This is a genomic window from Micromonospora sp. C81, assembly GCF_018070425.1.
GTDB lineage: Bacteria > Actinomycetota > Actinomycetes > Mycobacteriales > Micromonosporaceae > Micromonospora > Micromonospora zamorensis.
In genome coordinates this window covers 64,088-82,709 of the sequence record NZ_JAGPXS010000020.1, presented here as the reverse complement: position 1 = coordinate 82,709, position 18,622 = coordinate 64,088, and the positions used below count along the sequence as shown (strand labels likewise).

Here is an 18,622-nt window from a genome sequence, read left to right as displayed (position 1 = left end):
ATGCGATTCGCGCGTCCGGTCGGGCTGCTGCTCTCCGCCGCCGCCGTGGTGCTCTGGGCATACGGCGTGACAGTGCTGCAACCGCTGACCGAGCCGATCGGCCCGTGGTCGGAGAGGCTGCCGGGCAACAACGCCTACTGGGCCCGCGACCTGCGGTTCATGGCGATCATGGCGGTGGCCGTCGGACTGGTGCTGGCCGGCCGGGGGCACCTGCGGTGGAGTCGGTCGGCGGTGCTGCTCGGCGGTTGCTGGGTCGCCGTCGACGTGGCGATCGACCGGGTCGACCCGATCGGTGTCCGGGCGACGGTGCTGCTCGCCGTCGGCGGTTGCGCCGTGCTCGGTGCGCTTGCGGCGACGTTGTGGTGGCGGGAGCGCGGCGCGCCGTCAGCTCAGGGCGGTGAGGCGCCGTCAGCCGTCGAGCGGAGGACGCTGACCGGCGCGGCCTGTGTGGCCGGGGTGTTGACGCTCGTGGCGGCCGGCATCGAGTCACCGACCGACCGGGAGCCGGAGCTGACCCAGGGCGCCCTGGCCACGGCGGCGCTGCTGGTCGTCCTGGCCGTCGGTGCAGCGTTGGCGGCGGCCCCGGCTCGTAGCCGGGCCCGCGTCGGGCTGGCTGCCGGCCTCGCCGTGGCGGCGCTGGTCGGCGTCGGGCTGGTCCGGGCCGTCGGGCCCGGCACGCGACTCCTGCCGGAGACGGCCCTCGGTGCGGTGCTGCTCACCGGCGTCACCCTGCTGGCCTGGGACTGGCCGGGCGGTCGGCCGATCTGGCGGCACCACGCGCTGGCCGCCCTCGCCGCGTTGCTGGGTCCGGTGGCATTCCTGCTGGCCACCGCGATCTCCATGATGATCCTGCTGCCGATCGGGGCGACGTTCACCGAGCTGGCCGGCAACAGCCCGATCAACGCGGCCGACTCCGACCTGCTGGTCTCGCTGTGCGGGCTGCTCTCCGGGCTCGCGATGGCCCTGCTGCTGGCCCGGCCGGCGGTCATCGACCGCCGGTAGCTCACTCGACGACCGGCAGCACGACCTCGTTGCGGCGCAGGAACCACGGTTTCCACGGCGGGTCGAAGCGGGCGTACCGGATCGCGCCCGTGGGTTGCAGCCCGGCGGCGGTGACCGACCGGCCGAGCATGGTTGCCCGCTGGCTGAACGCCTGCTCCGTCCACCGGCCGGAGAAGCGCATGGCCGCGGCCAGTTGCGCCGGAATCTCGCGGATCCGCACCCGGGCGTCCACCGGCTCGGGCACTGTGGCGGCGGTGAAGGTGGCCGGCATCACGAACTGGAGCAGGTACGCACCCGGCCACTCACCCTCCACCTGCACCATCGGCACCGTCATGGCGATCTTCTCCGAGCCGTCGGACGCGGACGTCGCCGGCGTGTTCGACCCGATCGGGTGCCGAGCCCGGTTGGCACCCGCGAGGTACGCGGCCAGCGGCCGGAACGCCTCGATCGGCGCCCTGGTGAACGACGCCTGGATCTGCATCTCGGCCACCAGGTGGGCCGGGTACCGACGCAGCTCGAAGCCGGGGTGTCGGGACACCACCCGGTACGGCTGCTGTTCGGTCATCGCGCGGCTCCCAGGGTCTGCTGGGACAGACGCTACCGCCCGTCCGGCTCCCGCTCGGCCGAAGTCGACTGCTCCGGCCCCGAGGCGACAGCTCGCGCGGTCAGCCGCCAGTACTGCCGCTTGCTCTCGTCGCGCAGCACCACACCGATCAGGCCCAGCTCCCGGCGCAGCTCCCGGGCGTCGTCGCGGCGGTCCCGCTCGATCGCCCGAACGCGCGCGCGCAGCAGTGCGTCCGCGCCGGCGGGCAGGCCGGGCAGGTCGGGCACCCACAGCCGGTACGCCGACCGGTGCGGGTCGTCGTCCGCCCAACCCCAGCCGTGCGTTCGGAAGGCCGCAGCCAGTTGGCTGGCTGGCAGGTCCGTCGGCTCCCGGACGAGTTCCGCGCCGTCGGCGTCGAGCAGCACCAAATGCCCGTCGGTGAGGAAAACGACCCGGGCGTCGACCCGTGCGACGGTCCGGTCCTGGTCGGAGCGGCGCAGCCGGACCTGCGCCGGGTCGACGGTGACGATCAGCCGCTCGGCGGTGCCGATCCCGGCGAGGACCAGGCCGCCCAGGACCCCCACCGCGATCGTGCCGGCGGTGGCCTGCGGCTCGGGCAGCCGGTCCAGCCACTCGATCAGATCGCCGAACGGCACCCAGGGCAGCCGGGCGAGCCAACCCGTCGTGGCCGCGAGGAGCCATCCCACGCCCGCGCCGAGCAGCGGAAAGCCGCCCCACATGACCGCCAGCTCCACCGGGCCGCCGCTGACCACGGTGCGTGGTCGGTAGCCGGCCATGTCCATGGTCAGGACACCTCGCGGCGGAGCGTCCGGAACAGCCCGGCGGCCAGCGGCAGGACCAGCCAGACCAGCAAGGACACCACGATCCGTCCCCACTGCTCCCCGGTGAGGGCGTCACTGCTGAACAGCGGTTCCATCGTCTTGCTGGTGTCGAGCCATTCGGAGGGGCCGCGCAGGGGCCGGACCATCTCGCCCAGCACTCCCCAGATGGTGGGCAGCAGGAAGTAGCCGACGATGGCCACCGGCGGGTTGAGCAGCAGCAGACCGAAGGCGGCGCCCATCAGCACGCTGGTGACCTGGAGGATCACCGCGTTCACGATCAGCGACCCGTCGAGCTGCCAGGTGCCAGCGCCGCCGATGGCGGAGGCCACCAGCGTCCCGACGGCGGCGAGGGTGAGGCTGGCCAGCACCGAAGCGAGTGCCGCCACCATGACCGCGACCAGCTTGGCGGTCACCACCCGCTCCCGGCGGGGCACCAGGGCGTACGTGGTGAGGGCGGTCCGTTGCGACCACTCGCTCGTGATCGAGAGGATGCCGAGCACGGGCAACAGCACCCCCACCGGCAGCAGCGAGGGGACGAAGAAGTTGGAGAACGTCTGGTCGGCGTCGTCCGCGTAGATCAACTGGAGGGTGACGACCACTGCGGCGATCAGGCCGATGGTGATCAGCAGCCAGCGGCCGGCCCGGGTGTCGACGAGTTTGCGCAGCTCCACGACGGTGAGCCGGAGCAGCGACGGTCGGCGTACCGGAGTGTGCTGCTGGGGCGCGACGGCGCTCGCGGCGGGCGCGGTGGTGGTCATCGGACGGCCTCCTTGGTGGATTCGCCGGCGGTCAGGGTGAGGAAGAGTTGTTCGAGGCCACCGCCGCTGGCGGGGCGCAGCTCGGCCAGCGCGACGCCGGCATCGGCGGCGGCCTGGCCGACCACCTCGGCGTCGGCCTGCACGAGCAGTCCTTCCGAGCTGTCGGCGGCGCTGAGCCCGGCCACCTCCAGCGCCCGGCGCAACGCCGCGCCGTCGCGGGCCCGGACCACAGTGCCGCCGCCGGCCAGCAGCTCGTTCTTGTTGCCCTGGGCCACGATCCGGCCACCCCCGATCACCACCAGCCGGTCCGCGACCGCCTCCACCTCGCGCAGCAGGTGGGAGGAGAGCAGCACCGTGCCGCCCCGGTCGGCGAAGTCGCGCAGCAGGCCGCGCATCCAGAAGATCCCCTCCGGGTCCAGGCCGTTCGCCGGCTCGTCGAGGATCAGCACCCGGGGGTCACCGAGCAGCGCATGCGCCAGGCCGAGGCGCTGGCGCATGCCCAACGAGTACGCCCGGACCCGGCGCTTCGCGGCCACCGCGTTCAACCCGACCAGGTCGAGCTTCGCGGCGACCTCGCGCCGGTCCAAACCCATGGTGTACGCGGACAGCGTCAACGCCTCGCGGCCGGTCCGCCCAGCGTGCTGAGCGGAGGCGTCCAGCAGCACCCCGACCTCGCGCCCCGGGTTGGGCAGCTCCCGGTAAGGGCGCCCGGAGACGGTGGCGCGGCCGGCGGTCGGCGCGGTGAGCCCGCAGATCATGCGCATGGTGGTCGACTTGCCGGCGCCGTTGGGGCCGAGGAAGCCGGTGACGGTCCCCGGCTCGCAGTGGAACGAGACGTCGTCCACCGCCGGGTGTGGCCCGTATCGCTTGGTGAGGTTCTCCACGGTGATCATGTGGTCGAGCCTGCCCGCGCCGCCCGGCCATCCGCTGCGGCCGCCGGTCGATGCCGTACCGACCTTGGTCGACCGGCGGGTCTCGACTTTGGTAGCTGGTCGTGGCGCCCTTCGGCTGCCTAGCATGGTGCCGTGACCAGCCTCGCCGTGCCGGAACACCCCTGGCTGCTGCCCGGGGCGCTGGCCGGCGCGACCAGCCCGGAGACGGCGACCCGCCGGCCCCGGCGGACCACCCGGGACTGGGCGGTCGACACCCTGGCCTTCCTGATCAGCCTGCTCTGGGTGCTGTACGCCACGGCGGACGCCCTGTCGCCCAACCCGGAGACGGCGGTCGCGCTGCCGCACGACTGGATGGTCGGCGTGGACGCGCTGATCGGGCTGGTCTGCTGCGGGCTGCTCTGGCTGCGGAGGCGGTGGCCGCTCGGGTTGATGGTGGCGACCCTGCCGTTGAACCTGTTCTCGATGGCCGCCTCCATCCCGCTGTTGATCTTCTACTTCACCGTGGTGGTGCACCGGCGGACCGCAGTCTCGGTGGCGGTGACCGGCGTCGGTCTCATCACCAACCTGGTCTACAGCTGGACTCGTCCGGATCCGGTCATGCCCTACTGGGCCACCGTCGCCTGGGGTGTGGTGATCACTCTCACCGTGCTGGCCTGGGGGATGTTCGTCCGGGCCCGACGGCAGTTGATCGTGTCGCTGCGGGATCGGGCCGAGCGGGCCGAAGCCGAGCAGCAGCTCCGGGTCGCCCAGGCCCGCCACCTCGAACGCACCCGGATCGCCCGGGAGATGCACGACGTGCTGGCCCACCGGATCTCGCTGCTCAGCCTGCACGCCGGGGCGCTGGAGTTCCGCCCGGACGCTCCCGCGGACGAGGTGGCCCGGGCCGCCGGGGTGATCCGGGGCAGCGCCCACGCCGCCCTTCAGGACCTGCGGGAGGTGATCGGGGTGCTCCGGGCCGAGAGCGACGACGGCGACGCCCCGGAGCCGCCGCAACCCACACTCGCCGACCTGCCGGCCCTGATCGCCGAATCGCGGGCAGCCGGGGTGCGCGTCAACGTCAGCGACAGCGTCGCCAGCCCGGGGGAGGTGCCGGCGGCGCTGGGCCGGGCCGCGTACCGGATCGTGCAGGAGGGGCTGACCAACGCCCGCAAGCACGCGGCCGGCGCGGCGGTCACCGTGGACGTCGCGGGCGGCCCGGGCAGTGGCCTGACCGTGGCGATCGGCAACCGCTGGCCGGTCGGCGCACCGGCCGGCGACACTCTGCCCGGCGCCGGCACCGGCCTGGTCGGCATCAGCGAACGGGTCACCCTCGCCGGTGGCCGGCTCGCCTACGGTCGCGACGACGCAGGCGACTTCCGGCTGGCCGCCTGGCTGCCGTGGCCGGCGTGACCGGCCCTTCCGGCGTGACCGGCCCTTCCGGCGTGACCGGCCCTTCCGGCGTGGCCGGCCCTTCCGGCACCGCCAACGCCTCCGGTGTGGCCGACCCTTCCGGTGCGGCGGGGCCGCAGTCGGCAGTGTCGCCGGTGCGCGTGCTGATCGTGGACGACGACGCGCTGGTCCGGGCCGGGCTCTCGATGATCCTCGGCGGTCTGCCGGACCTGACCGTGGTCGGCGAAGCCGCCGATGGCGGTGAGGTCCCCGCCGCCGTCGCCGCGTACGCCCCGGACGTGGTGCTGATGGACATCCGGATGCCCCGGGTGGACGGGCTGACCGCCACCGAGGCCCTGCGTGCCCAGCCACACCCGCCGGAGGTGCTGGTGCTGACCACCTTCGACGCCGACGAACAGGTGCTGCGGGCGTTGCGCGCCGGGGCTGCCGGTTTCCTCCTCAAGGACACCCCGCCGGCGGAGATCGTGCACGCCGTGCGCCGGGTGGCGGCCGGTGAGGCGACCCTGTCCCCGACGGTGACCCGCACACTGATCGCCCACGTGACCGCCGCCACCCCCGGCCCGGCCGGCCCCGACCCGCGGCGGGAGCGGGCGCTGCGGTTGCTCACCGGGCTCAGTGAGCGGGAGCGGCAGGTGGCGGTCGCCCTGGGCCGCGGGCACACCAATGCGGAGATCGCGGGGGAGCTGTTCATGAGCGTGGCGACGGTGAAGGCGTACGTCTCCCGGCTGCTGACCCGGCTCGATCTCAACAACCGGGTCCAGGTGGCCCTGCTCGTGCACGACGCCGGCCTGGTCTGACGAGCCGTTCGCTGGGCCAGATGGCCAGGCATACCAACACGGATGAGGTTACACTCATTTTTGGTTGTTCCATTGTTGGTTGTCTCAGGAGTGATCGTGGATGGCTTTGTCGGACGGGACCGTGAACTCCACCTCCTCGGCGGCATGCTTTCTCGGGTGCAACGAGGTGGTCGTGCTGGTCGGCCTGGGCGGGCCCTTCTCATGCGCGGTCGCCGACGGGTAGGCAAGTCCCGACTGGTGGAGGAGTTCGTCGAGCGGGCCGACGTGCCGCATCTCTTCTTCACCGCCTCCGCGCAGCCGACCGTCGCAGCCGACCTCGCACTCTTCGTGGAAACGGCGGCCGCCTCGACGCTGCCGGGGGCACAGATCCTTCGTGAGCAGCAACCGCAGACGTGGGACGCCGCTCTGACCCTGCTCGCCGCCGCGCTGCCGTCCGACCGACCGAGCGTCGTCGTCCTGGACGAAATGCCGTACCTCATCGCGAGTGACCCGGGCTTCGAGGGAACGTTGCAGAAGGTCTTCGATCGCGAGTTGTCCCGGCGGCCCGTCCTGCTGATCTGCGTCGGCTCGGATCTGGCGATGATGGAGGCCCTGAACGACTACGGCCGGCCGTTCCACCAGCGAGCCACCGAGATGGTCATTCCGCCGCTGAGCCCAGCCGACGTCCGCGACATGCTCGACCTGTCCGCCGCCGACGCGTTCGACGCCTACCTGGTGTCCGGCGGTCTGCCGCTGATCCTCGACGAGTGGCCGAACGGCGCATCCGTCCACGACTATCTGAGCGAGGCAGTACGGGATCCGACCTCCGCCCTGCTGGTCAGCGGCGAGCGAGCGCTGGCGGCGGAGTTTCCGCCCCAGTCCCAGGCAGGGCTGGTGCTGCGGGCCATCGGCAGCGGTGAGCGGACCTTCTCGCTGATCTCCCGCGCCGCGGGGGATCTTCCACAGGCGTCCCTGAACCGCGCCCTGCGCCTGCTGGCCCAGAAGCGGGCCGTGGAGGTCGCCGTTCCGCTGTCGACCAAGCCGTCGCGGGAAACCCGCTATGCGGTGGCCGACCCGTACCTGCGCTTCTGGCTGTCATTCCTGGGACCTCACCTGTCCGAGATCGAGCGCGGGCGAGGTGACCTGACCCTGGATCGGATCGTCCGGTCGTGGGCGTCCTGGCGGGGACGGGCCATTGAACCTGTCGTCCGAGAGGCGCTGCGCCGGCTGAGCGGCGACCACCTGCCGGCGGAGGCAGCGGTGATCGGCAGCTACTGGACCCGGACCAACGACCCGGAGATCGACCTGGTTGGCGCCGACCGGGGGCCCGTCGCTCAGCGCATCAGTTTCGTCGGTTCGATCAAATGGCAGGAGAGCCGGCCCTTCGACGCGCATGACCTGGGTCGGCTGCTGCTGTATCGGTCCCGGCTGCCCGGTGCCGACGACGCGGTGCCGGCCGTTGCCGTGTCGCGCAGCGGCACCGTCGTCGAGGGGATCCGAGTGCTGTCGCCGGAGGATCTGCTTACCGCGTACCAGAATTGAACTTTCGTCCGGTGCCGGCCGTACCCATGGCCGAGGATGTCGGTGCGGTGGGTCCGCCGTACCGCTGCCGAACTGCGGGAGGCCTGCCGTGCGAGTTGGTGAGCAGTCGACGGATCCCATCGATCAGGTACTGGGTGAGGTGCCGATGCCGGCATCGCTGACCCCGGAAGATGTCCGGCTGGCGGTGCGGGCGGTGGTCGTGCACACCGCCGAGGAGTGGCCCACCGGGCCGCTGTGCCGCAACGACGGCGCCTCCTACCCGTGCCGCCTGCACCGCTGGGGGCGACGGGTGTTGGAGACACACGGGCTCAACGAACGCCAGATCGAGGCGTTGATCCGGCACGGAAATCCGTTCGTGCACGTACCGTTCCCGTTCACGGCGACCGGGCCGTCTCCCGCACGTCCCGCCGGTAGCCGGCCGGCGACGACCGGCTACCAGGCGCCGGCCGGGCGTACCGGTGGGTTGCCGGCGCGGCAGCAGGCCGCGCGGGTCGTCCCACCGGGTGTACGGCCCACCGCTGCTGGCCGGCCGGTGACTCCCCCCGTCACCGCGCCGCGCTGGCCCCGGGCGAGCTGAGCGCACCCCTCCGCCCACCCGACCCGGGCCGACGTCGCGCCCAACAGATGAGTCGGTCGTCGCCGGCTCAGATCCCGCAGTCCGGCGCGGACCAGCTCGTCGTGTTCGAGCTGTTGTCCCTGTTGTTCTCCCGACGCGAGTCGACGTGCACGTGGTCGTCGTGGTCCGGGTAACCCGGCCCGTAGATCCCGCTGAAGCCGTTGTTACGGGCGCCGCGGGCGACCTGGCACAGCGACGACGTCCGTGAGGTGACGTCGGCCGCGTTGCCGTACAGGTGCTGGCTGTCCGACGCGCCGCCGACCTGGTTGTTGCAGGCGCGGCTGCGGTATCCGCTGGACACGTTGAGCGGCTTGTCGCCGAGGCTCTTGCGCAGCGCCTCCAGCTTCCACATGGTGCGCAGCGCGTTCTGCTTGGTCTGGGCCGCCGACAGCGGACCGCCGCTCCAGCCACTTCCGCCGCACCCGTTGTCGAGTTCGTTGTAGCTGAAGTGCGCGGGTGTGCAGTCGTTGTCCTGGAGCTGGTACAGCTTCGCGTAGGTCTGCGGGCCGGCGACACCGTCGGCGCGCAGCCCGTACGCCTGTTGGAACCGCTTGACCGCGGCGGCCGTCTTCGGTCCGTAGCGGCCGTCGTTCTCCACGATGTTCCGGTTGCCGGCCCAGCCGGCGACCCGGATCTGCAGCTGTCGGACGTCGTCGCCGGAGCGCCCCTGGGCCAGGGTGCGGTTCCACGTGTAGCAGCCGTCCGCATACGCCGCTGGCGCGGCGACCACCGCAGCGATCGCTGCCCCGGGCAACGCCAGGGCGAATGCGATGGCAGCACGCTTCAAGGTGTTTACGCGCACAGAAGTCCTCCCGATAGGAGAGCGAATGGGGTGGCCACGGGACATCGACCGAGAAGTCCCGCGATCTCCACCTTGACACTGATCGGTGTGGTTGGAGGCGATTAACGAGAATCGTCCTCACAATCTGCGGTCCCTGGGTATTGGCTGGGAATTAGGCTGATTTGCGAAACAACCATTGATCGCCGATCGGCTCTTGCGGGATCAAGCGCACCGAACGTCGCAATCAGCCACACCGAGGGTGATGTTCCCTGGCTGCTGGCGGCCGGTAACGTCAGCCTCGGGCTGCGGACTGGCGGAGGTGCACGTGGCACGCGGTGGCGTCTTCTGTGTCGAGGGTCAGTGGCACCGCGACCTCAACGAGCGGGGCTCCGTCCTGCCCACCCTTGAGCTGCTGGAGCGGCTCGGCAAGATCCGTTTCATCCACAAGGACGCGGCCACCCGCGACGAGTTGTTCTACTTCCTGGACCGTTGGCTGCTCAAGCAGTACGCGGACCACCGGGTCGGCTTCTTCGCCATGCACGGCGAACCGAGCCGGTTGTGCCTCACCGACTGGCAGTCCGTGGAGTTGAACGAGGTGGCCGACCTGATGGCCGGCCGGGCCGAGGGACGGCGACTCTATTTCGGCAGTTGCTCCGTCCTGCGGGCCTCCGACGCGGTGCTGCGCGAGTTCCTTGAGGTCACCGGAGCCGCTCTGATCTGCGGTTTCACCCGAGAAGTCGACTGGGTCGAATCGGCGGCTTTCGAAACCGTCCTCCTCGACGTGCTCGCGAACGGCCAGCGGCACAATGCCGCCGAGCTGCGAATGGGTTCGGCCCACTGGGCGCCGCTGGCGTCGTACCTCGGCTTTCGGGTGATCTACGCCAACGGCCGGGCCTGGCGCCCGTCCAGCCGCCCCCGGGTGCCCACCCAGGCGGTGCACCGCTCCACGGCCCGGCCCCGCTGACCCGCTGCCGCCGACCCGCCCGCACCCTGGTAGGAACGAGGAATGGCGCGCAGCATCGCACGGAACACCCGGGTCGACCGGGACAGCCTGCTCGACTTCCTCCGGCCGCGACACCGCGTCCTGCTGATGACCACCCGGGCCGACGGTCGCCCGCAGTCCTCCCCGGTCTCGGCGGGGATCGACGGGCAGGGGAGGCTCGTCGTCTCGACCTACCCCGAGCGGGCCAAGGTGACCAACATCCGCCGCGATCCGCGGGTCTCGGCGTGCGTGCTCAGCGACGACTGGAACGGCCCCTGGGTGCAGATCGACGGCACCGCCGAGGTGCTCGACCTGCCCGAGGCGCTGGAGCCGCTTGTCGAATACTTCCGCAGCATCTCCGGCGAACACCCGGACTGGGACGACTACCGGGCGGCGATGGTGCGCCAGGGCAAGTCGCTGATCCGGGTCACCATCGACGCCTGGGGCCCGATCGCCACCGGTGGCTTCCCGGCCCGCCTCGCCGACTGAGGTCGATCGCGTTCGGGGGGCCAGCGCGGCGCCCCGACCACCTCGACCACCTCGACCACCTCGACCACCGACGACCGCGGACACCCGAGGCGGAGGTCATGGGTGGGGCCGCCGTGCTGTAGAGCTGCCCCGGATATGGGGCGGCCGGCGGCGGCAGGTCGCTGGCCGCGCTCGAGGTGCGGCGTGCTCGGGGTGCGGTGTGCTCGGGGTGCGGTGCGCTTGGGGTGCGGCGTGCTTGGGGTGCGGCGTGCTTGGGGTGCGGCGCGCTTGCCGGGACAGCTGCCGCCGCGTGCCCCACATCTGGGGCAGCTCTACAGCGGCGGCGACACACGGGTCGGGTCGGCGGCCTGACCTCCCGGCGTCGCTGCCGCCGGGTCCGCGGAGGTCAGCGCCGAGCGGCTCGGCGGTCGTACCGCCTCAGTCGAGCAGGGCGGCGTAGACGAGTTGGCGCAGCTGGGAGCGCAGCGGGTAGGTGCTCGACGGCATCAGCTGCGTGAACAGCAGCGCGGTGATCTCCTCGGTCGGGTCCACCCAGAACGCGGTGCTGGCCACTCCACCCCAGTAGTACTCGCCGACGCTGCTTGGCACCCGGCTGGGGATCGGGTCGTCGGTCACCGCGAAGCCCAGGCCGAAGCCGATCCCGTCCAGGGTCGACTCCGCGAAGCCGCCGGTGGACAGGGTGCCCAGGTCCTGCCCGCCGGGCAGGTGGTTGCGGGTCATGAACCGCACCGTGCGCGGCCCGAGCAGCCGAACCCCGTCCAGCTCGCCGCCGCGCAGCAACATCTGGGTGAAGCGGTGGTAGTCGGCGGCGCTGGAGATCAGGCCACCGCCGCCGGACAGCAGGGCCGGCTTGTTGAACGCGAGCGAGCCGAGGCTGTCGTAGCGGACGGCCCGCCCGCTGCGCGGGTCCGGGACGTAGAGCGCGGCCAGGCGGTCCGCCTCCTCGCCCTCCACCCACCAGCGGGTGTCGGTCATGCCCAGCGGCCCGAAGATCCGGTCGGCGAAGAATGCGTCGAGGCTCTGCCCGGAGATCACCTCGACGAGCCGACCGAGCACGTCGGTGGCGACCGAGTAGCCCCAGGCCGAACCGGGCTGGAACAGCAGCGGCAGCTTCCCGAAGACCGCGCAGGCGCCGGCCAGGTCGACGTCCGCCGGCGGGTACAGGTCGTAGCCGGCGGCCCGGTAGAGCCCGTCGACCACCGACGTCTGCATGAAGCCGTACGTCAGGCCGGCGGTGTGGGTGAGCAGGTGCCAGACCCGGATCGGCTCGGTCGCCGGCACGGTGTACGGCTTCAGCACCGATCCCTTGGAGTAGACCCGTAGGTCGGCGAACTCCGGAAGCCAGCGGCTGATCTCGTCGGTCAGCTCGAACCGGCCCTCCTCCCACAGCATCATCGCCGCGACCGAAGTGACCGGCTTGGTCATCGAGTAGATCCGCCAGAGCGTGTCGGCCGCGACCGGTGCGCCCGACTCCCGGTCCCGCAGCCCGTACGTCGAGGAGTGCGCCACCTCGCCGCGACGGGTGACCACCACCTGCCAGCCGGCCAGCCGGCCGTCGTCGACGTACCGGCCGAAGTGCTCGTCGATCCGCGCCAACCGCGCCGGGTCGAAACCGATCTGATCCGGGTCCTTGCTCCGAGCCACACTCACGTCGCCGAACCTACTCGCCGGTTCGCCCGTACCGGAAGGGGGTCACAGCGTGCCACGTCGGCTGCGCGGCTGTCGTTGCTGGCTACTAGCCTGGCCAGATGCCGGAGCTGACCGAGGACGTGACCTACCGTAACGAGGACTGGTATGGCGAGGAGCTGACCGACCGACACTTCGTGGGTTGTGAGTTCTTCGACGTGGACCTGACCGAGGCGGTGAGCCGTGGAGCGGTCTTCACCGGGTGCACGTTCGGCAACGTGCGGTTCAACGCGTCCCGGCACGTCGACTCGGCCTTCACCCGTTGCGTGTTCCGGCGGTGCAACTTCTTCGAGGCCGAGTTCACCGGCTGCAAGCTGGTCGGCAGCACCTTCTTCGAGTGCGACCTGCGACCGTTGACCGTCGACGGCGGTGACTGGTCCTTCGTCACCCTGCCCGGCGCCGACCTGCGGGGTGTTCGGCTGACCGGGGTGCGGATGCGCGAGGTGGACCTGACCCGGGCCAATCTCACCGGGGCCACCGTGGCTGGCGTCGATCTGTCCGGCGCGCAGCTGCTCAACGTCAAGCTGGGCGGCGCCGACCTGCGCGGCAGCGATCTCACCGCGCTCGACCCGACGGCCGTCGAGCGGGCCGGTGCCGTCATCGACGTCGGGCAGGCCGTGGTCATCGCGCAACTCCTCGGCTTCCGGATCGGCTGACGCGAGCGGCGCTCGTGGCCTGCCGAAGTGCCGGTTCGCGCGGGCGGGTTGTCCGGCAGCGTCCGGTTGCGGGCTGGACACGTCAGGCAGTCCGGATCTAGCGTGTCGTCCACGCCGGTACGAACGCGAAACGGCCCACAGTGGACGGTATGACGCGCGGCGGTCGACGGCGGCCGGGTGGTGGAGTTGGAGGGGTCGGTGTCGGACGAAGACCGCACGCGGGCGGATCCGGGTGCCGGGGACGCGCCGCCGAAGCACCGCTCGGGCGCCGGCACCTTCGGGCAGACCCTCGCCGTGCTCCGCCGTGTCGCCCGTGTCCGGCGGCGGCGACGTTGGGCGGTGGAGGGTGCGGCCGTACTCGCGTGTCTGGTGGTGCTGGTTGCCTACCTCGGCAGCCGGTCGGACCCGGAGCCCGGCGACGGCCAGGGTGGTCGCTCCGGCGATGTGACAGCGGGCGCCGCCCGTTCCCCCGGTCTCCCGGCCACCGACGGGCGCACCGGTGAGGCGGGGCCGGCGATGCCGGGCCTGCGTCCGCGCCAGCGTCCACCCTCGCCCGAGCCGACACCGTCGGCCAGCGCACCGGCCCCACCGCCGCCATCGCCCGAGGCGTCGGCGCTGTCGGTCACCCAGGCAGAGATGCCCGCCGAGGTCGACCTCACCGCCGTGGGCGCCCGGGACTGGATGCACTGGGGGGAGCGCGGCGGCACCTCGACGGTCCGCAAGCGCGCCGGCTCCGGGGAGATCGCCGACGAGGGCGGTGCCGGCAGGCGGGTCGGCTGGGACGGCAACCAGGAGCACGTCCGCTGGTCCGACGGCTCGTCCCAGCGGTCGGCGAGCGACAGCTCCAACGGCGTCTACACCTGCGGCGCCGGCAACGGTTTCCGCCTGGCCGTCGCTGGCAGCGGTGAGTCGCGCACGGTCCAGCTCTATGCCGGCACGTGGATGGCCCGGGGGCGCCTGGACGCGCGACTGTCCACCGGCGGACCTGTCAGGACCGCCGTGCTGGAGGACCCGTACACCGGTAAGAGCGCTCAGTTCACCGTCCGGTTCACGGTGCCGAAGGGTGCCAAACTGCTCCTGACCTGGACCGTCGAGAAGGTCTTCACCCCGCACTGCGGCAACGTCGGCCTCCAGGCCGTGGCGGTGCGCTGACCAGCCGACCGCTGCGCGATGGCACAGCGGGACAGTTTGTCCGTCGCGGACCGTCGATATGGTCGTAACTTTCTGCTGTTCCCACCCGACCATCCAGTGTGGAGGCAGCGGAGATGAGCAGTAGCACCGCCCACCGCGTCCGTGGCGCCGCTTCGTCCGGTGCCGGTGAAGCGTCCGGGGAGGTGCTCCGCGACATCCCCCTGCCGCCGTACGTGACGGGCGAGGACACCCAGTTCGCGGTGCGGGCGGTGGTGGTGCACGCCCCCCGGCGGTGGTCCGGGGGAGTGGTCTGCCGCAACGATGCCAGCCCGCACCCGTGCCGTCTGCACCGCTGGGGCACCCGGGTGCTGGCGCTGCGCGGGCTGCGGGCCGCCGAGATCGACGCGCTCATCGAGCGTGGCGACCCCACGGCGGTGGTCCCCCCACCGGACCGACCGGCCTGAGCGCGCGCCCGGCCGGGAGGCACACCAGTGCCTCCCGGCCACAGCTCAACAGGTGATCGGCTTGACCCAGGAGCACTCGACGCCCTCCGGGGTCCGCGGCGTCTCCGGCACCGCTGGCGGTGCCATCCGCGCCGCCGTCGCAGCATCCTCGCGGAACCCGGCCAGGGCCACGGCGATCTGATCCTCCAGCGACTTGACCGACGCCGTCAGGTAGTTGTTCAGCAGGATGGAGAACGCCAACAGGCGGCCGTCGGCGCTGGTGACATAGCCGGAGAGTCCGGAGACACCGGTCAGGCTCCCCGTCTTGGCGTGCACGTTGCCCGCCGCCGCGGTGCCGGCCATCCGGCTGCGCAGGGTGCCGCCGACGAACCGCTCGGGTTGCCCGGCGATCGGCAGGGCCGCGTACCAGGTCTGGAACCACGGTTCGGCGCGCACGGCGGCCAGCAGGTCGACGAACTCCGTAGCCGGCACCAGGTTGCGCCGGGACAGCCCCGAGCCGTCGCGCTGACGCAGCCGACCGGTGTCCATTCCGGTGTCGGCGACGTACTCGCTGATCGCGGTCAACCCGGCCGCCCAGGTGCCCTCGCCGGACAGCACCCGGCCGATCTCCTTGGTCAGCACCTCGGCGTGCCCGTTGTTGGAGAGCTTGAGGAACGGCGTCATCAGCTCGCCCAGGCTCATCGAGTCGTGCCGGGCCACCGGGTGGGCCGTCTCCGGTGTGGGCTGGCCGAGCACGGTCCGGCCGAGCACCCGCACACCGTGCCGGTGCAACGCCGACCGGAACACGTCGGCCGCGTAGCCGGCGGGCTCCCAGACGGTCACCCAGTCGCTGGCAGGCTCGTCACCGACGGCGATCTGGCCGGTCACCACGACGGTGTTGCTGCCGTGTTCGCGTTCGATCGAGATCGAGGTCTCGCCCTCGGCGACCGTCTCGGCCCGGTTGTCGACGCGGATGTACCCGGTGGCCGGGGTGGTGCTGACCACCGGCGGGGCGCCGGCCCGACCGGCCGGGGCGGCCTGCACGATCACGGTGCCGGCGTCGTAGTCGGTGTCCGGGGCCACGGTCAGCGCGGAGACCTGCGCGGCGTAGTAGTAGGGCTCGTCGTCCCAGGTCCAGTCGGGGCCGAGTCGGGTGCGGTCGTAGCGGGTGTCGTCGGCGACCAGGTTGCCGGCGACCACCCGTACGCCGTCGGCGGCGACCTGCGCGGCGAGCGCGTCGTAATCGGCGGCGAGCATGGTCGGGTCACCGCCACCGCGCAGGTAGAGGTTGCCGGAGAGCAGGCCGGCGCGGCGCTTGCCGCTGGTGCGCACGTCGGTGGTAAAGCGGTGCCCCGGGCCGAGCAGCTCCAGGGCCGCCGTCGAGGTCATCAGCTTGGTGTTGGAGGCCGGGACGAGCCGGCGGTCACCGTTGCGGTCGTAGAGCGTCTGTCCCGTGCCGGTGTCGACCACGACCACCGACGCCTGAGCGCCGGCGAGTCGGGTGTCGGCCAGGATCGTGTCGATGGTGGCGTGCAGTCGGGTCGTCGCGGGGGTGGGCGACTCGGCCGTGGCACCGGGCGCGCCGACGGTGGCCACGGTGGCGACCAGCGTGAGCAGCGCGAGGGCTCGGGGAAAGTGACGGCGATGCATGCGCTGATGCTGCCACGAAGGTAATCGCCGGAGAAGAGCAGCGCGCGAAAGTTACTGCCACGTGAGCTACGTCGGCCGGCCGACCGACTTCTCGTGCCCACCCCAGTAGTGCCGCTGCGCCCCCATCACCAGTGGAGCGACCAGGGCGGCGAGCGCACCGCCGAGCAGCGGGAAGACGATGAACACCCAGAGCTGCCGCAGGGCCACACCGCCCTCGAAGACCGCCGGGCCGAACGCTCGGGCCGGGTTGACCGCGGCGCCGGTGAGCGTCACGCCCACGAGTTGGGTGGCGGCGAGGGCCAGCCCGATGGCCGCCCCGGCGGTCCCCGGATTTTCGCTTCGGCTGGTCACCACCAGGACGACCAGGACGAAGAGGAAGGTCAGCACGATCTCCAGCACCGCTGCGCCGCCCCGGTTGATGTGCGCGCCGTACCCGTTCGAGCCCAGTGCACCGGTCTGGTCCGCGACGTCGCCCCAGCGGGTCAGCCCCCAGAGCAGGAAGGCGGCCACCGTCGCGCCGACGAACTGCGCGATCCAGTAGGCGATCGCACCGACCACCGAGATCTTGCCGGACAGCAGCACACCGAGCGTCACCGCCGGGTTGACGTGACTGCCGGAGAGCGGGCCGATCGTGTAGACGAGGGCGAGCATCACGAAGCCGAAGGCCAACGCGACCACCACCACGCCGCCCTGAACCCGCGCGGCCACCGCGCTGCCCACGCCGAAGAAGACCAGCAGCAGGGTGCCGAGAAACTCTGCCGCGTACCGACGGAAGTCGCTCATTCGCTCAGCGTAAGCGCAGGTCAGGTGACAGTCGCCGGAATGGCGGTCTGTGATCGGCGCGACGGTCGAAAGCGGGCACAGCGGTGCCGGGCGCAGCGTTGTACACCGCGTGGACACCCACTCCGCGGACGTCGTGGTGATCGGCGCCGGTCAGGCCGGCCTGAGCGCCGGCTATCACCTGCGCCGGACCGGCTTCCCGCCCGGCAGCGGCTTCGTCATCCTCGACGGCGACGACGGGCCGGGCGGGGCCTGGCAGCACCGCTGGCCCACGCTGGTCTTCGACCGGGTGCACGGCTTCCACGACCTGCCCGGGCTGCCGCTCCCGCCCGCCGAGCCCAAGCGCCCGGCGGCCGAGCAGGTGAGCGCCTACTTCGCCGCGTACGAGAGGGCATTCGAGCTGCCGGTGCGACGGCCGGTGCGGGTACGTGCGGTGCGCTCCCGGCCGGACGGCCGGCTGGACGTGGAGACCGACCAGGACCGGTGGATCGCCCGGGCGCTGATCAACGCGACCGGCACGTGGACCCGGCCGTTCTGGCCGCACTACCCGGGTCGGTCGTCGTTTCGCGGCCGGCAGTTGCACACCGCCGACTACCGGGGCCCGACCGAGTTCGCCGGCCTGCGGGTCGTGGTCGTCGGTGGCGGGACCTCCGCCGTGCAACTGCTCGGCGAGGTGTCCACCGTCGCGGCGGCCACCACCTGGGTCACCCGCCGGCCGCCGGAGTTCCGGGACGAGGAGTTCGGCGCGGAGCTGGGCCGTGCCGCTGTCGCCCGGGTGGACGAGGCGGTCCGGGCCGGCCGCCCACCGGGCAGCGTGGTGGGCGTGACCGGGCTGCCGGTCACCCCGGAGGTACGCCGGTTGCGTGAGCGGGGTGTCCTCGACCGGCTACCCGTGTTCGACCGGATCACACCCGACGGGGTGGCCTGGGCGGACGGCCGACACGTGTCGGCGGACGTGATCCTGTGGTGCACCGGCTTCCGCGCTGCCATCGACCATCTCGCCCCGCTGGGCCTGCGCGCGCCGGGCGGCGGTATCACGATGGACGGCACCCGGGTGGTCGCCGACGAGCGCGTTCACCTGGTCGGGTACGGCCCCTCGGCCAGCACGATCGGCGCCAACCGGGCCGGCCGCGCGGCGGTCAACGAGATTCGCGCCCTGCTTGCCCCGGCCCCCGCTCTCGACTGACCTGGCTCTATTTGACGGATCGCCGACCAGCGGGCACGGTGGAGGTGACGGGGCCGTCAGCTGCCCCGATCCGATGCGACGGCGATGACCGCTCGCCCCTCCTGTCGCCTCCCACGTGTGCTCGTACGCGGGCCGACTGTCCGGTCTGCCCGTCATCCGACCGCGAGCCGAGAATCCACGAGGAGTTCCGCTCATGCTCACCATGACCGATAACGCTGTGCTCGTCATCCGTGACCTCGCCAACCAGCAGGACGTCGCCCAGGACGGCGGGGTCCGCATCGCCGCCGACACCGAGGCGGGTTCGCTCACCGTGGAGTTGGTGCCCGAGCCGGCGCAGGGCGACCGTGTGGTCGACAACCAGGGTGCCCGGATCTTCCTGGACGAGGATGCCGCCGAGCTGCTCGGCGACGCGTCGGTGGACGCCACCGTCGACGACGAGGGCATCATCCAGTTCGGCTTCACCGAGAGGCAGTAGC

General features: G+C 72.0%; 20 protein-coding genes. 12 read left to right on the top strand and 8 right to left on the bottom strand.

Translation table 11 applies throughout. The features are described from left to right. On the top strand, positions 1–1,002 hold the full coding sequence (locus tag KBX46_RS26760; RefSeq protein ID WP_210794602.1) for a hypothetical protein: 1,002 nt from the start codon (positions 1–3) through the stop codon (positions 1,000–1,002). A gap of 1 nt (position 1,003) precedes the next feature. Here KBX46_RS26760 and KBX46_RS26755 read toward each other — a convergent pair whose 3' ends face one another. From KBX46_RS26755 to KBX46_RS26740, 4 genes are read right to left on the bottom strand one after another with little or no spacing between them, the layout of a single operon-like run. After that, complete coding sequence (locus KBX46_RS26755) at positions 1,004–1,567, bottom strand: heme-binding protein (RefSeq protein WP_210794600.1); 564 nt, start codon at positions 1,565–1,567, stop codon at positions 1,004–1,006. A gap of 32 nt (positions 1,568–1,599) precedes the next feature. Continuing rightward, positions 1,600–2,349 (bottom strand): hypothetical protein, encoded by a 750-nt coding sequence (locus KBX46_RS26750; protein ID WP_210794598.1) that lies wholly within the window; start codon positions 2,347–2,349, stop codon positions 1,600–1,602. Between the two features lie 2 nt (positions 2,350–2,351). Next, complete coding sequence (locus KBX46_RS26745) at positions 2,352–3,146, bottom strand: ABC transporter permease (protein ID WP_099850872.1); 795 nt, start codon at positions 3,144–3,146, stop codon at positions 2,352–2,354. Beyond that, positions 3,143–4,039, bottom strand: coding sequence for an ABC transporter ATP-binding protein (locus KBX46_RS26740; protein ID WP_210794596.1), 897 nt, complete (start codon positions 4,037–4,039; stop codon positions 3,143–3,145). The genes KBX46_RS26745 and KBX46_RS26740 overlap by 4 nt, the downstream gene beginning before the upstream one ends. A 132-nt stretch (positions 4,040–4,171) precedes the next feature. Between KBX46_RS26740 and KBX46_RS26735 the strand changes: the two genes are divergently transcribed. The 4 genes from KBX46_RS26735 to KBX46_RS26720 all read left to right on the top strand — a co-directional run bounded on the left by KBX46_RS26735 (position 4,172) and on the right by KBX46_RS26720 (position 8,323). Then, a complete protein-coding gene (locus KBX46_RS26735; RefSeq protein ID WP_210794595.1) occupies positions 4,172–5,428 on the top strand; it encodes a histidine kinase in 1,257 nt (418 codons plus the stop codon). After that, the gene (locus KBX46_RS26730; protein ID WP_210794661.1) at positions 5,407–6,225 is read left to right on the top strand and encodes a response regulator transcription factor; all 819 of its coding nucleotides are present in this window, start codon (positions 5,407–5,409) and stop codon (positions 6,223–6,225) included. Before KBX46_RS26735 ends, KBX46_RS26730 begins: the two co-directional genes overlap by 22 nt. Positions 6,226–6,426: 201 nt before the next feature. After that, positions 6,427–7,746, top strand: a complete 1,320-nt coding sequence (locus KBX46_RS26725; RefSeq protein ID WP_374225026.1) for an ATP-binding protein — start codon at positions 6,427–6,429, stop codon at positions 7,744–7,746. 145 nt (positions 7,747–7,891) lie between these two features. Further along, complete coding sequence (locus KBX46_RS26720) at positions 7,892–8,323, top strand: hypothetical protein (RefSeq protein ID WP_231927230.1); 432 nt, start codon at positions 7,892–7,894, stop codon at positions 8,321–8,323. A 67-nt stretch (positions 8,324–8,390) separates the two neighbouring features. Here the strand turns inward: KBX46_RS26720 and KBX46_RS26715 are convergent, their stop codons facing one another. After that, positions 8,391–9,164 carry a D-Ala-D-Ala carboxypeptidase family metallohydrolase gene (locus KBX46_RS26715; protein ID WP_210794591.1) on the bottom strand — a complete coding sequence of 258 codons (774 nt, stop codon included), beginning with the start codon at positions 9,162–9,164 and terminating at the stop codon, positions 8,391–8,393. Between the two features lie 304 nt (positions 9,165–9,468). Between KBX46_RS26715 and KBX46_RS26710 the strand changes: the two genes are divergently transcribed. Continuing rightward, the gene (locus tag KBX46_RS26710; protein ID WP_088951490.1) at positions 9,469–10,107 is read left to right on the top strand and encodes a DUF6642 family protein; all 639 of its coding nucleotides are present in this window, start codon (positions 9,469–9,471) and stop codon (positions 10,105–10,107) included. A 42-nt stretch (positions 10,108–10,149) separates the two neighbouring features. Then, complete coding sequence (locus tag KBX46_RS26705; protein ID WP_099850879.1) at positions 10,150–10,614, top strand: PPOX class F420-dependent oxidoreductase; 465 nt, start codon at positions 10,150–10,152, stop codon at positions 10,612–10,614. 417 nt (positions 10,615–11,031) lie between these two features. Here KBX46_RS26705 and KBX46_RS26700 read toward each other — a convergent pair whose 3' ends face one another. Beyond that, positions 11,032–12,264, bottom strand: coding sequence for a serine hydrolase (locus KBX46_RS26700; protein ID WP_210794589.1), 1,233 nt, complete (start codon positions 12,262–12,264; stop codon positions 11,032–11,034). A 98-nt stretch (positions 12,265–12,362) separates the two neighbouring features. Between KBX46_RS26700 and KBX46_RS26695 the strand changes: the two genes are divergently transcribed. From KBX46_RS26695 to KBX46_RS26685, 3 genes are all read left to right on the top strand, one after another. Next, positions 12,363–12,956 (top strand): pentapeptide repeat-containing protein, encoded by a 594-nt coding sequence (locus tag KBX46_RS26695; RefSeq protein ID WP_210794587.1) that lies wholly within the window; start codon positions 12,363–12,365, stop codon positions 12,954–12,956. Positions 12,957–13,154: 198 nt separating this feature from the next. Further along, the gene (locus KBX46_RS26690; protein WP_210794585.1) at positions 13,155–14,108 is read left to right on the top strand and encodes a hypothetical protein; all 954 of its coding nucleotides are present in this window, start codon (positions 13,155–13,157) and stop codon (positions 14,106–14,108) included. Positions 14,109–14,221: 113 nt separating this feature from the next. Further along, positions 14,222–14,551 carry a hypothetical protein gene (locus KBX46_RS26685; protein ID WP_172861950.1) on the top strand — a complete coding sequence of 110 codons (330 nt, stop codon included), beginning with the start codon at positions 14,222–14,224 and terminating at the stop codon, positions 14,549–14,551. A gap of 45 nt (positions 14,552–14,596) precedes the next feature. Here KBX46_RS26685 and dacB read toward each other — a convergent pair whose 3' ends face one another. After that, positions 14,597–16,180: a D-alanyl-D-alanine carboxypeptidase/D-alanyl-D-alanine-endopeptidase gene (dacB, locus tag KBX46_RS26680; protein WP_210794583.1), complete on the bottom strand. Its 1,584-nt coding sequence runs from the start codon at positions 16,178–16,180 to the stop codon at positions 14,597–14,599. A gap of 66 nt (positions 16,181–16,246) precedes the next feature. Then, positions 16,247–16,963 (bottom strand): MIP/aquaporin family protein, encoded by a 717-nt coding sequence (locus tag KBX46_RS26675; RefSeq protein ID WP_099850885.1) that lies wholly within the window; start codon positions 16,961–16,963, stop codon positions 16,247–16,249. A gap of 109 nt (positions 16,964–17,072) precedes the next feature. On the opposite strand from KBX46_RS26675, the gene KBX46_RS33035 reads away from it, so the two are divergent. Together KBX46_RS33035 and KBX46_RS26665 are read left to right on the top strand one after the other, a co-directional pair. Then, positions 17,073–18,146 (top strand): NAD(P)-binding domain-containing protein, encoded by a 1,074-nt coding sequence (locus tag KBX46_RS33035; RefSeq protein ID WP_088946414.1) that lies wholly within the window; start codon positions 17,073–17,075, stop codon positions 18,144–18,146. A gap of 193 nt (positions 18,147–18,339) precedes the next feature. Beyond that, complete coding sequence (locus KBX46_RS26665) at positions 18,340–18,621, top strand: adhesin (protein WP_088946415.1); 282 nt, start codon at positions 18,340–18,342, stop codon at positions 18,619–18,621. The last annotated feature ends 1 nt before the right edge of the window (position 18,622 follow it).